Source organism: Coprococcus aceti (genome assembly GCF_025567285.1).
Lineage (GTDB): Bacteria > Bacillota > Clostridia > Lachnospirales > Lachnospiraceae > Coprococcus > Coprococcus aceti.
The window spans coordinates 93,059-106,025 of the sequence record NZ_JAOQJT010000006.1 but is presented as its reverse complement, the minus strand read 5'-3'; the positions used below and the strand labels follow the sequence as shown (position 1 = coordinate 106,025).

The 12,967-nt window shown below is 41.4% G+C and carries 11 protein-coding genes; 5 read left to right on the top strand and 6 right to left on the bottom strand.

The window, feature by feature from the left end; all coding sequences use genetic code 11:
* Window positions 1-215: 215 nt before the first annotated feature.
* Window positions 216-1,616, top strand: coding sequence for an MATE family efflux transporter (locus OCV54_RS09535; protein ID WP_055223728.1), 1,401 nt, complete (start codon window positions 216-218; stop codon window positions 1,614-1,616).
* 71 nt (window positions 1,617-1,687) lie between these two features.
* Here OCV54_RS09535 and OCV54_RS09530 read toward each other — a convergent pair whose 3' ends face one another.
* The gene (locus OCV54_RS09530; RefSeq protein ID WP_015533236.1) at window positions 1,688-2,539 is read right to left on the bottom strand and encodes an AraC family transcriptional regulator; all 852 of its coding nucleotides are present in this window, start codon (window positions 2,537-2,539) and stop codon (window positions 1,688-1,690) included.
* A gap of 136 nt (window positions 2,540-2,675) precedes the next feature.
* Between OCV54_RS09530 and OCV54_RS09525 the strand changes: the two genes are divergently transcribed.
* A complete protein-coding gene (locus tag OCV54_RS09525; protein ID WP_015533237.1) occupies window positions 2,676-3,617 on the top strand; it encodes a glycosyl hydrolase in 942 nt (313 codons plus the stop codon).
* A 40-nt stretch (window positions 3,618-3,657) separates the two neighbouring features.
* Here the strand turns inward: OCV54_RS09525 and OCV54_RS09520 are convergent, their stop codons facing one another.
* Window positions 3,658-4,800: a HAMP domain-containing sensor histidine kinase gene (locus OCV54_RS09520; protein ID WP_055223726.1), complete on the bottom strand. Its 1,143-nt coding sequence runs from the start codon at window positions 4,798-4,800 to the stop codon at window positions 3,658-3,660.
* The gene (locus OCV54_RS09515) at window positions 4,797-5,435 is read right to left on the bottom strand and encodes a response regulator transcription factor (RefSeq protein WP_238045940.1); all 639 of its coding nucleotides are present in this window, start codon (window positions 5,433-5,435) and stop codon (window positions 4,797-4,799) included. Before OCV54_RS09515 ends, OCV54_RS09520 begins: the two co-directional genes overlap by 4 nt.
* 154 nt (window positions 5,436-5,589) lie before the next feature.
* On the opposite strand from OCV54_RS09515, the gene OCV54_RS09510 reads away from it, so the two are divergent.
* The 3 genes from OCV54_RS09510 to OCV54_RS09500 are packed head-to-tail and all read left to right on the top strand — an operon-like array spanning window position 5,590 to window position 7,580.
* A complete protein-coding gene (locus tag OCV54_RS09510; protein ID WP_055223724.1) occupies window positions 5,590-5,733 on the top strand; it encodes a CD1871A family CXXC motif-containing protein in 144 nt (47 codons plus the stop codon).
* Window positions 5,726-6,631 carry a 4Fe-4S binding protein gene (locus tag OCV54_RS14845; protein WP_055223722.1) on the top strand — a complete coding sequence of 302 codons (906 nt, stop codon included), beginning with the start codon at window positions 5,726-5,728 and terminating at the stop codon, window positions 6,629-6,631. The genes OCV54_RS09510 and OCV54_RS14845 overlap by 8 nt, the downstream gene beginning before the upstream one ends.
* A gap of 40 nt (window positions 6,632-6,671) precedes the next feature.
* The gene (locus OCV54_RS09500) at window positions 6,672-7,580 is read left to right on the top strand and encodes a TlpA disulfide reductase family protein (protein WP_055223721.1); all 909 of its coding nucleotides are present in this window, start codon (window positions 6,672-6,674) and stop codon (window positions 7,578-7,580) included.
* A 152-nt stretch (window positions 7,581-7,732) separates the two neighbouring features.
* Here OCV54_RS09500 and OCV54_RS09495 read toward each other — a convergent pair whose 3' ends face one another.
* The 3 genes from OCV54_RS09495 to OCV54_RS09485 all read right to left on the bottom strand — a co-directional run bounded on the left by OCV54_RS09495 (window position 7,733) and on the right by OCV54_RS09485 (window position 12,869).
* A complete protein-coding gene (locus tag OCV54_RS09495; protein ID WP_055223719.1) occupies window positions 7,733-8,557 on the bottom strand; it encodes a hypothetical protein in 825 nt (274 codons plus the stop codon).
* A gap of 583 nt (window positions 8,558-9,140) precedes the next feature.
* Window positions 9,141-10,481 carry an MATE family efflux transporter gene (locus OCV54_RS09490; RefSeq protein WP_055223718.1) on the bottom strand — a complete coding sequence of 447 codons (1,341 nt, stop codon included), beginning with the start codon at window positions 10,479-10,481 and terminating at the stop codon, window positions 9,141-9,143.
* Window positions 10,482-10,661: 180 nt separating this feature from the next.
* Window positions 10,662-12,869, bottom strand: a complete 2,208-nt coding sequence (locus tag OCV54_RS09485; RefSeq protein ID WP_055143885.1) for a glycoside hydrolase family 36 protein — start codon at window positions 12,867-12,869, stop codon at window positions 10,662-10,664.
* Window positions 12,870-12,967: the final 98 nt, after the last annotated feature.

The window sequence follows — 12,967 nt, the reverse complement described above, 5'->3', positions numbered from 1 at the left end:
CTCTTTTTTCATCACTTTTACGACTATACTTATATTAGTTCAGAGACTAATATATATCAAGTTTCCAGCATTACAAAAGTGTTTACATTTTACCACGTTTAATCACCTTTTTTCCATATATAAAATCATTAAAAGGTGATTAACTAGCAAACACACGATATCGTGAAAACAAGCAATTTATAAACAAACAACTAGATTTTTGAGAGGTGAATCACATGAAGAATTTTATTGCGCGCATCAGTGGCACAAAAGACCTCACTGAAGGAAAGCCTTCAAAGCTTATATTGAACTTTGGTCTGCCCCTTCTCTTTGGTCTGATATTTCAGCAGTTTTATAATATGGTAGATTCTGTCATAGTCGGGCAGAAGCTTGGGACTGACGCGCTGGCGGCTGTGGGTTCCACCGGAAGCATCAACTTCATGATACTCGGTTTCTGTATAGGAATCTGCAACGGATTTGCAATACCTGTTGCACAGGCTTACGGTGCGAAGGATTTCAAGGCTCTTAAGGCTTATATAATCAACAGTATATGGTCATCCGTTGCACTGGCTGCTGTTATAACAGTGGCAGTAAGTATCTTTACCATGCAGATACTCAAGGCTCTCAGAACACCTTCGAATATCATCGATGATGCATATATATACATATTTATAATATTCCTGGGCATTCCGGCAACCTTCCTCTACAACCTGACTGCCGGAATACTGAGATCACTCGGAGACAGTATCACACCTGTCATATTCCTTGTGGGTTCATCAATTGTCAACATAATACTTGATCTTATACTTGTTGTTCCTATGGGCGTCGCCGGAGCTGCAGTTGCCACAGTAGCTTCACAGGCAGTGTCAGGAATCATATGTACGATATACATGACAAAGAAACTGAAGTATCTTGAATTCAGTAAAGAGGATTGGACATTCAGCATGCGCCACTGCCTTAAGCTCTGCGGTATGGGTCTGCCTATGGGCCTGCAGTACAGCATAACCGCCATAGGCAGTGTCATTCTTCAGACCGCAGTCAATGATATGGGTTCAACATATGTTGCAGCCGTATCAGCAGGAAGCAAGATTTCCATGTTCATGTGCTGTCCTTTCGATGCAATGGGCTCCACCATGGCAACATACGGAGGTCAGAATGTTGGTGCCAGACGTCTTGACCGTGTTGATCAGGGACTTAAAGCCTGTATCAAGATGGGAATCATATATGCCCTCGTGGCTCTGGCTTTCTCCATCGTATTCGGAAAGCAGCTTGCACTTCTCTTTGTAAAGAAGGAACAGATTGAGCTTATCGGCTACATATATGAATTCGTAGTTATCAACGCCGCATTCTACATATTCCTGGCTCTTGTGAATATCGTAAGATTCATGATACAGGGGCTTGGATACTCGACTTTCGCCATACTTGCAGGCATATGTGAGATGATTGCCCGTTCTGTTGCCGGTTTCGTGCTGGTGCCTCATTTCGGTTTCATCTGCGTATCACTAGGAAGTCCGCTTGCATGGGTATGTGCTGATCTCTTCCTGATACCTGCGTACCTGTGGGTTATGAAACAGCTGAGACGAAAATTCGGGGAAAATAAAATTAACCGTGCCAAATCCGCAACGGCAACAATATAATCGTTTTATGAACAGACTCACTTGTGTCTCAATCACATGTGAGTCTGTTTCATTTGCACCCTATTGGGATACTAAAGTCTGTTCTGCATCCTTTCCTGTTTCGGAGTGATCCCCCTCCATTTTTTATACACCCGGATAAAATAACTGCTGTCCGAAAAGCCATTTTCCTGCGCAATATATTCCATGGAATAATCCGAATACAGCAGCATGTTCTGCGCCTTGTTGAGCCTTATATACAATATGTATTCCTTACACGATCTTCCATAACGAGCCTTAAATGATCTGGCAAAGTGTGAATAACTCATACTGCACATTTCTGCCAGATCTTTAACCTCAATCTGTTCTGACGAATGCGCATCTATATATTCCAGTATGTGATTGAAATACACATCACCATCCGACCTCCTATGCTTAAAATCTCCATTTGTTTTCATTTGTCTTGCCATGATGATGAGCAGCTTATATATCCCAGACTGAACCGCAAGCATGTACATCTCCCGTTTTTCCGTATACTCCTCAAATATATCCTGAACAATATCTGCCATACTTTCTTTTAGTTTTTCAGACCTTATAACCATACAGAAATCTGTAGTCTCCGTCCTGTATACAAAGCAATCATACATTTTCCTTATATAAGTCTGGGGAATGCCCAGTGTATACATATTAAACTTTATGACCGCATACTTCACCGATTCCGTACAGGTCTTATCCGCCTTTATACTGTGGAGCTGCAGCGGATATAGGTAGCACATATCCCCTTTTCTGAGAACCGTCTCTCCATCATTGCAGATCACCCGGATAGATCCGCTGACTATATAAAGCATCTCACTGTAATAGTGCCAGTGCAATTCAGAATGCACACAATCTGTGTAAAATATATCATATGGCTGTTTCATCTCATCAATGTACTCAAATATTTCCATAGCAGTCTCCCCCTACGATCCAAGTTGTATCATGATAGGTTTATACTATTTTTTGCTCTTTATATAATACAATTATTACATTTATTTGTATATGATAAAAGCATATCAAACACATACTAATGAAGGAGAAAATAAGATGCAGAAAGCGGCAAACAAGCACATATCGCATTCAGCACAGAATCTGCTGGATTATTTATCGGAGATTTCTGGTAAAAAGATAATAACAGGTCAGCACACACAGACCAATTCTATGGAGGAGATTGACTATATATACGAACAGACAGGCAAATGTCCGGCACTCAGAGGTTTCGAGTTGCTTGGATACTCGCCAAACATAAACTATAATGATGCATCCGCAGAATGTCTCACAGAGGTATATGAAAATCAGGATACCCTTGACACCGCTCTCGAATGGGCAAAGAAAACAAATGGCATTGTCACTTTCACATTTCACTGGTTCTCTCCGATTGGAGGTCGTGACAAGAGTTTCTACACAGAGCACACTGACTTCGACGCTGAAAAGGTGCTCATTCCAGGAACAAGAGAACGTGATGCTTTCTACCACGATATGGACATCATCGCAAAGGAACTCCGAAGATTCCAGCTTGAAGATATCCCGGTTCTGTGGAGACCTTTCCACGAGTCCGAGGGCACCTGGTTCTGGTGGGGTGCCAAAGGTCCTGCTGTTGCGGCAAAGCTCTACAGACTCATGTTCGACTACTATACAAATGTACTGAACATCAACAACCTTATATGGGTATGGAACTGTCCTACAAAAGGCGTATACCCTGGAGATGACTTCGTTGATATTGTCTCCATGGACATATATCTGCCGGAATACACAGCAACCGATTACAGTGAAGAATACACAAAGCTTGTAGAAGCTACCTCTCCGAACAAGGTTGCCGCCCTTACCGAAGTTGGATATATACCGGATATACATCTTCTGGAGAAGTCACACACTCCATGGGCATACTACATGACATGGTCTGAAGAATTCTGCATAGGAGAAAAATTCAATTCCAACGAAAATCTTAAGGCTATGTATGACAGCCAATATGCTGTTACCGGAAAGTAAGTGGGTAAGTCTGTTATATGTAACGGCTGTAATGCTCACTTTATAAAACGACTTCAAAAATCGTTCCTCCAGACGGATTAGACTTAACTGCAATATTGCCATCATGCACTATCACGATCTCGCGGACAAGAGCAAGTCCCAGTCCTACGCCGCCAAGCTCACGGCTTCTGGATTTATCCACGCGAAAGAAAGGTTCAAACACGCGATCCTTCAGTTCTTCCGGGATACCATTTCCGGTATCCTCTACTGACAGGTAAACGTGTTTTTCCTTCTGACGCGCTGTCACTGTAACCCGTCCTCCTGTGCGGTTATATTTTATAGCATTCTCAACAAGATTGTATAACATCCTGTAAATAAGGATGTCACTTCCTATCATCGTTACATCCGTACATTCTCCAATAAGTTCTATATCCTTTTCCTGTGCAAGAGGTTCCAGATCCGCCAATACCTCATCAACAAGCGCGTCGACCATTATTTTATCATCCCGGCTCACAGTTTGAAGCTCACTCATATCAAGAAGTGTCTTTACCATTTTGCTGAGTCTCTCATTCTGTTCAGTGACCATCTTTATCGTCTGCAGAGTAACTTCGTCATCTCCCGGATGCCGGGAAGAATTATATGAATCAAGCTGTATCTGCATTAAAGACAGTGGAGTTCTGAGCTCATGTGCTGCATTTGCAGTAAACTGTCTCTGTATCTCAAATGCATCCGAGAGGCGTTCAAGCATCTTGTTATATGAAACGCTGAGCTGGTTCAGTTCTTTAACACTGTTTTCTTCTATTCGTGAATCCGCCAGATTCTGTGCCTGTACCTCTTCAATTTTATCAGAAAATTCACTGATAGGCTTTAGTGCATGCCCACTTATAAAATATGTAGCTACTCCGCCAAGCAGGGCCAGCAAGGCAGAAATTATCAGGCTGTTTTTCTTGTAATCTGCCTTATTATTGTACACCTTAACAGAAAAATCATTTGCAAATTCATCCCACTTATCCTCCGGAATACTGATATATATTTCATCAGTACCGCTCCCATTATCATCTCCCTGGGCATCAACGGTTTCTTGCAGAGAATCAATATAATACACGCCATTTTTATAGACAAGTAAAGTAAGGCATCCACATATAAGCGCAATATATAATGTGATTATACAGGTAAGCCTCCACTGCAGCGACATTCTTTTCATCTGTCGGACTCCTCTCGTATTTTATAGCCTTCTCCCACCTTGTTCAAAATCGGATCATATCCAAGCACTGCCTTAAGCTTTCTTCTCAGCGAAGACATATGTACTCTGATTGCTCCACTGAAGCTGTCAACCGAAGCATCCCAGACATGCTCCATCAATTCCTCCTGGCTTACCGGTCTGCCCAGATTAAGAAGCAGATATTCCAGGATTCCATTTTCTTTTCTTGTAAGGGGAACCTTCTCTCCTTTTGCGTATGCCTCACGTTTTATCGTATCAAACTTTATCCCGCCGCTTTCCAGACATACATCCTTCTGTACAAATTTTCTTCTTGTAAGGCTTCTGATACGTGCCTCAAGCTCCTGCAAATGAAATGGCTTTTCCATATAATCATTTGCACCCGCATCCAGCCCTTCAACCTTATCCGCGATCTGTCCCCTTGCAGATAATATGATAACCTTTGTCTCTTCATTTTTCTGTCTGAGTTCCTTTAAAATCTCCATTCCATCCACACCTGGCAGATTCAGATCCAGAACGATCAGATCATATTCCTCTGACAGAATGCATTCAAGAGCCTCTTCTCCGTCATAACAGGTATCCACCTCATACCCGACATCATACAGACTTTTCGCAATCATATCACATATCTGTTTCTCATCTTCAACTATCAATAATCTCAAAACTGTCACCTGTTTCTTAACAAAAATCCTTCTTAACAAAAATTTTACAACAGCTATTGTATAATACCAAAGTCAGCTGGTCAACAAACACAATCATGAAAGGAGCTACAATATCTTGAAGTACGGGAAAATATCTCAGATCATTTTACTCATCACGGGTATAGCAATGATCAGCTATGGTGCAGTCAGAGGTGAAGCGGCTGCCGTGCTCAGCAAAGCAATAAAATTATGTCTGGAGTGTGTAGGAATTGGATAAGAATAAATCACTGTCAAAAAAAACAGCCAGAATACGCGGATGGATACAGGCAGCTGCCACGCTGCTTACCAATATTCACATCCCCAATTTATTTAAAGGCAAGATCTATCAGGGCAAAGCCAAAACAGTATGCGTACCGGGATTAAACTGTTACTCCTGTCCCGCTGCAACAGGAGCGTGTCCCATTGGTGCATTTCAGGCGGTCGTCGGATCATCCAAATTTAAATTTTCTTACTACATAACCGGTTTTTTCATTTTGCTCGGTGTGATCCTCGGAAGATTTATATGTGGATTTTTGTGTCCATTTGGATGGTTTCAGGATCTGCTTCACAAAATTCCCGGAAAAAAGTTTTCCACAGCCAGGCTGAAACCACTAAGATACCTGAAATATATAATCCTTATTGTTTTCGTTATACTCCTGCCTATGCTTGTAACGAACTCCATAGGAATGGGAGACCCGTTCTTCTGTAAGTATATTTGTCCACAAGGTGTTCTGGAGGGAGCTATACCACTTTCACTTGGAAATGCAGCTATACGCTCTGCACTTGGAAAGCTGTTTTCTTTTAAATGCCTTATTTTAATTACAGTTGTCGTTCTGAGTATTCTGTTCTACAGACCTTTCTGTAAATGGATTTGTCCTCTCGGCGCAATCTACTCATTATTCAACAAGGTCAGCCTTATGAGTATCAAGGTTGAAAGCAGCAAATGTGTCGGATGCGGTAAGTGTTCAAAGGCATGCAAAATGGATGTAGATGTATGCAAAACACCAAATCATCCGGAATGCATACGATGCGGAGCATGTATGAAGGCATGTCCAAAAGATGCGATCCACTATCAGTTTATGGGAAAGCCATGTTCCCAAAAAGGACATAAGCAATCTTCCAAAACCAACATGTAACAATCAACCACACTAATATTATTTAAAGGAGCAATTATTTATGAAGACAAAAAGAACATTAATATCTATTATCACTCTCTGTGCAGCATTATCTCTCACAGCATGTAACGGATCAGGATCTGCCACCACTGAGAATTCACAAAAAACCCAGACAGAATCCACCACTGAAGCTGTGGACAATTCCAACACAAAGCTGGATGATCTATATCAGCAGGAGAACCAGATCTTTGCAGATCACCAGGATGTATGGAACAAGGCATTTGGCATGGCGAATAAAAGCGATGCTGATCCAAGCGGAAATTATGCCGATTATCTGGCCGGCATAATAGAATCGAACAAGGAATCCTTTACGGATGATGAACTGAAAACACTTAACGATGATATCGAAACTATCAGACAGATTGAAAAGCAGATAGATGAAATCGAAAATAAAAACGCAGGATCAGAAAGCACCGACCAGAACGACAGTTCCGAAGAAATCACGCCTTTCAAGAGTTTCTCCGGCAAGAATTTTGACGGTAATTCTGTTGACGAAAGCCTGTTTTCCAATAATGCAGTAACTGTCGTTAATTTCTGGTTTACCGGCTGCAAGCCTTGTGTCGCAGAATTGTCCAAGCTTAATGAATTAAATGATGCCATCAAATCGATGGGCGGCGAGGTAATAGGTATCAACACAGAGACATTTGACGGAAACGAAGATGCTATCAAGGAAGCCGCAGCCGTTCTTGACAGTCAGGGTGCAAAATACCGCAATATCTCCGTTGACTCTGATTCTAGCATAGGCAAATATGCCTCCGACATCATGGCATTTCCTACAACCATACTAGTCGATAGAAATGGTAATATTGTCGGAGAGCCTATGCTTGGAGGGATCGACGATCAGGCTAACTACGACTCTCTCATGAAACAGATCCAGTCAGTGATCGACGCTGATAACAAGGATAAATAATTATAGTTGACTTTAAATTGAATATACTAATGAAAGGACAAGAAGCCTTTCTGCTTTTCAAAAAAGGTCATCCGGTTTTCAAGAAACCAGATGACCTTTTCCCGTGCAATAAAATTTCATATGCTTACTCCCTTCTTTTTGCCCCCCGTCTTTTACACTTCGATTCCCATCGCACGTATTGCATTTAAATTTTTTTCTGCGCGCTCTGCCTTTAACCGCGAAACTTCTTTTTGGGTTGCTTCATCTTCAAAAAATTTCCCATATCTTTCAATATTGTCACAAAACCGCCTTTCATACCAAAGCAGTTCCTGTTTACCTTCTTCTTCTGTCATTTTCCCTTCTGAAACACGTTGCATCACTATTCTTTTTTCCTCATGGAAATCATTTTGCACTTTCACTCTATAGGATTCTTTATTCGGATACTTTGCCGGCAAAATAAATACATCCCCATTACATTCAGTTTTTCTGCTGATATACAAATTACTAAAAGCATATAACTCTAAATAATCCACGCATGTCTTTAAATCCACCACCTTGTCAAACGCCGGAATTATATAATGCTCTATGCCAGTCATGGCAAACGCAATCTGTTCCCTAAGAGATGCTTCATCTCCCTTTTTGATGATATAGTCAACTCCCGGCTGTTCATTCTCATACACTTGTATGCCATTGCATTTCGCCTTAACATACATATCCAGATGCGTAGTATTTATCCAGTCCATGCTGGCATACACAGACCGGTTCAGATTAATCTCCGGGCGGTATATACTGCCGACCGCACAGTATACTTCAAACCGTTTTTCCTCCAACTGCGGCGACAGCGCCTGCTCCAGCCGATAGTTAATTACTTGAATAATCTCGGGCGTTGCCATCCTCACAAAGTGCGGATACCTCCCCTTAACTTTCTTGAACCCATGCGGTTCCAGCGTTTCCTTAAATGCCGCTTTAAGACTCTTGTCCACTTCCAATGTTCCCATTTCTCTTTCTCGCACATATCAGATGTACGATACCCCCTTTTCGTTAAATTTAATTAAAAAACGGAGTAAATACTGATGCACTCAGTGTTTACTTGACAAGCTCCAAACGGTCAGAAGATGTATCTCTGACAAATGATTCCTGATATCATGGCGCATGCCGAAAACATTACATATAAGATTAATCAATTATATATTAAGACAGATAAACAACGCGCTGTTTATCGCATAAAAAACAATACATACTCCTACAACATGTTTCTTATCCGAATTCTCTCCCTGAAAAAACATGTCTGTAAGCTGCTTAATCAGATATATTCTGAACATGTTGCTCATAATCAAATCAATATCCAAGAATAATAAATCAATCGCATTCCCATCAGCCCCTATAGTTAAACAAAGCATTTACATTTTAGATTGTATCACCCATACCATCTTAAATCCAATGCTTTGTAGTAGGCTGCTAATCAGAACCGCCGCCATCATCTCCACTTTCAGATAAGCTCCGAGTATCACACCCGGAAGATGTATTCCTCAATGATTGCCGGTACTATTGCAAAACAGACATCCCTTTGCACCAAACCGATCATTCGCCAATTGCTTTATCAACCGGCCACGACTTTCTGAGAGCCATATAAGAGATCAGAAAGTTTGCAAGCCATCCCGCCGGCACCGCAAGCCAGACAAATTCGATACCAAAACGGGGCGCACAAATCAGGGCAACTGACAGACGGATCGCTAAGTTGACCATATTTGCAATGAGAAATGGGCGCATGATCCCAAGTCCTCGAAGAACCCCATCGGTTGCCATCTTGATTCCCATGAAAATGAAAAAGTAGCCAAGCCATCTCATATAACCCCCAGACACCTGATATGCCAAAGCGGTTCCATCTTTGCCAAGGAATAAAGATGAAATCTGAGTATGCAGTGTTTCAATGACTATAAATGCGATGATCGCAAAGCACATATCCAACACCAGCGCAGCCCGATATCCTTTTTTGATACGTTTGATTTTCTTTGCACCAAGATTCTGAGAAACATATGGTGAAACTGCATTTCCAATGGATACAAATATCAGTGAAAAAACATTCTCTACCCTCATCGTTGCTGAGTAACCTGCAAGCGCCTGTGTGCCGAATGGATTTACAACTGCCTGAACGATCATCATACCAATCGACACTGTGGACTGCTGAAGAACCGATGGTACGGCAATTCTAAGCATGGAATGTAACTCGTGCCTGTCAAACCAATCAAAACGGCCTTTATATTGACGCATCCGCCAAAGAAAAATCAACAGTGAAAACACTGCGGATATTCCCTGAGCAATGAGAGTTGCAAGGGCTGCACCGAAAACGCCAAGGCCGAGGCCTGCCACCATCCAAAGATCCATAACAATATTCAAGACAGAAGAAAATATCAAAAGACCCAACGGTATCTTTGATTCACCGATTGAATTGAACATTGTTGAAAGAATATTATACATAAACAAAAATGGAAATCCGGCAAAATAAACACGAAGATACAGCACCGCTTCATCCAGTATGTCAGCAGGTGTCTGAAGCAGCGTCATCATCGAACGTGAAAAGATAAGACCACATACACCCAAAAGTATACTCAAAACCATAAAACTTATCAGCGATGTTGATACTATTGTTTTCATTTTACTATAATCCCTGGCTCCAAAATAGCGGCTCACAAGCACGCCCGCACCTATGCCGGCACCGAGTGCCACACAAATGAATACATTTGTAAGAGCGGCACATGCGCCAACAGCCGCAAGTGCAGATGATCCGACATACTGGCCAACTATTATTGAATCAGCCATATTATACACTTGTTGAAAAAAGCTGCCCAAGATCATAGGCATTGCAAAGACTGTCAGCGCTTTAAGCGGTGCATCTGTGATCAAATACTCATCTTTTGACATTATGTTATTCCTCCAAATTGAATATTAATCCACTTGTCCTTATTTACAACAAATACCATTTTTTAAATTCACAGCCAACAAATTCTGCGTCCTCTATTGTTTCATTTTCCAGTATCACATTTTCAAACATCTACAAGTGGAATCTATAAAATTCAAAACGATGAATCAGATTCCGCCTTATTAAACAATACCCTTTCTTAATTCAAAAAGTCTTGCCATAACAGGCTTTTTAAAATGCACCGTTAATACATTTCCTTTGAATTCAAAATCAACCGGTTCCTTCTTAGGATAAATGCAGGATACCTGCATATCGTCTCTGATAAAAGGAATACTGTCCAATGGTATGGACAAACTATCATCTGTGCAGTTTATGCCGGCTTTCATGTACCTGTCATTATTTTTTCCTTCCATTTGCCGCTTCCATACTGCAAGATATGCTTTGTTTTCAAGCTGAAGGCCTCCGCATACCCACATATCCTCATTGTCAGCAATATCAATCGGCCAATAAGGTATCGCATATTTGATATCCTGACGAATCGTCTTATAACAGGCAATTCCCTCTTTCACTAATGCAAGACGTTCCGGCGGAAGTTGTGCCAAATGACCACTCTGATGAATACGAAGCAGCATGGCATTTATCATATTATAAATTACTTCTTCCTTGTCTCCCTGGCGCATCGGATACGACCAGACTGCCGCCTGTTCCGGAGTAACTCCTGCCACAGCATTTGCTGCTATCGTCGCATAATTCCGGTAATCTTCCTGATCCGATGTAGACTGAATACTATATCTGGAGAGCAACGCATAATCAATGCGAAGGCCTCCGCTGGAACAGTTTTCAATTACCAGATCCGGATAACGTGCAAATACATCATCAAGCCAGTTTAGATATGCTTTTTCATGTTCAAGCAGTCCCTGCCCCACACTTTCCGCGCCAAGTTCAGTACCTATGCCCGGTTCAATGTTATAATCCATCTTGATATATCCCACTCCGTAATCTTTGACTACCCGATCGATCACTTCATTGACATGTTCGATGACTTCCGGATTTCTAAAATCGAGCTGATATCTGCTACGGTCATATACACGCTTTCCATGACGGATAAAGAACCAGTCATCCGGAGCATTCTTTGCTTTCTCACAATTGATTCCCATCACTTCAAGTTCCAGCCAGACGCCCGGTATCATTCCCTTTTGACGAATGTAATCTGTTACTTCTTTAATTCCATTCGGAAAACGCTCCCTGCTTTCCTGCCATTCGCCGACACTGTCCCACCATTCTCCGGGAGCATACCAACCGGCATCTATCACATAGTATTCACAACCGCATTCCGCAGCCGCATCAATCAGCGGAAGTTCTTTCTCCGTTGTCGGATCACCAAACAGGCAATTCATATAATCGTTGAAAATAACCGGTAAATTCTCATCATCTTTATTTGGTCTTCGAATCATACGGCGATATTTTGTCAGCTCACCCATTGCTTTTTCAAAGCTGTCATCTGCCACACCCACAGCAACCGGTACCGATTCAAATGATTCGCCCGGCGCGAGATTTTTGAACCAGTGAGACTGTACTTCGGTCGGTCCGCTGACACAGACATAAAAATGCGTATTCTGATCACTGATCTCATAATGCCAGGAACCGTTATGTTCAATCTGCCAGAATAAGCTTGTATGTGCCTCTGTATTTTCTACATACCCTAATGGTAAATACTTCTTCGTAGACCAGTTTCCGGTATTCGATACTTCAAGCACCTGTGAAGTACGCTGGTATACCCCGGGTTGTGTTTGCGCCAGTCCTACATCTCCGAACTTATATTCTTTGATACTCATCTCTTTCTGCCATCCATTATAAGGAATGCGCACTCTCATTTTCGCATCGGAATTGCTTTTTCCCTCTTTTTCAATTCCTGTATAGCAAAATGAAGATAGATATTCCAGACACTGTGTACTATCGCCTTCATTGATTACTTTATTGACCATACGAACGATAGAAGTGCCCTTATAAAACTGCATTCTTGTTTCTACGCGGACATGTGTCTCTTCCTTATCTTCCTGATAAATGGTTATCTTACGTCCAATCTCATTCCAACTGTCTTCCATCCCCGCATAGGTCAATAAATATCCCGGTGCTGTACAAATATGTTTATTTCCATGCTTTTCATATGGGCGATTATATCCGGCAAGGTTTACCTGTACAAGTTGAAAAGCCTCATCGATAAATTGCTCTTTTCTTACCAGATCTTCTGCCTTACATTCCTTTCCAAATTTGCAAATATCATTTTCATCAAATTCTGCTTTTGAAAAATGCAGCAATTTGATCTGATTTTTATCTGTAATTCCAAATACAATATGAATTCCGTTTTCATTGATTTTGATGTATTTCATTTTTCTCCTCCATGCAATAAATTTGCAATATGCTTTTTTTGCACATCGCCCTATCCACTAGAACTTTTATCGGAAAGCCGATAAAATAATCATAACAA

What these genes read in the sequence shown, in the direction of transcription:
- OCV54_RS09535 (WP_055223728.1), top strand. Translation starts at nt 216, where the DNA reads ATGAAGAATTTTATTGCGCGCATCAGTGGCACAAAAGACCTCACTGAA.
- OCV54_RS09530 (WP_015533236.1), bottom strand. Translation starts at nt 2,539, where the DNA reads ATGGAAATATTTGAGTACATTGATGAGATGAAACAGCCATATGATATA.
- OCV54_RS09525 (WP_015533237.1), top strand. Translation starts at nt 2,676, where the DNA reads ATGCAGAAAGCGGCAAACAAGCACATATCGCATTCAGCACAGAATCTG.
- OCV54_RS09520 (WP_055223726.1), bottom strand. Translation starts at nt 4,800, where the DNA reads ATGAAAAGAATGTCGCTGCAGTGGAGGCTTACCTGTATAATCACATTA.
- OCV54_RS09515 (WP_238045940.1), bottom strand. Translation starts at nt 5,435, where the DNA reads ATGATTGCGAAAAGTCTGTATGATGTCGGGTATGAGGTGGATACCTGT.
- OCV54_RS09500 (WP_055223721.1), top strand. Translation starts at nt 6,672, where the DNA reads ATGAAGACAAAAAGAACATTAATATCTATTATCACTCTCTGTGCAGCA.
- OCV54_RS09495 (WP_055223719.1), bottom strand. Translation starts at nt 8,557, where the DNA reads ATGGGAACATTGGAAGTGGACAAGAGTCTTAAAGCGGCATTTAAGGAA.
- OCV54_RS09490 (WP_055223718.1), bottom strand. Translation starts at nt 10,481, where the DNA reads ATGTCAAAAGATGAGTATTTGATCACAGATGCACCGCTTAAAGCGCTG.
- OCV54_RS09485 (WP_055143885.1), bottom strand. Translation starts at nt 12,869, where the DNA reads ATGAAATACATCAAAATCAATGAAAACGGAATTCATATTGTATTTGGA.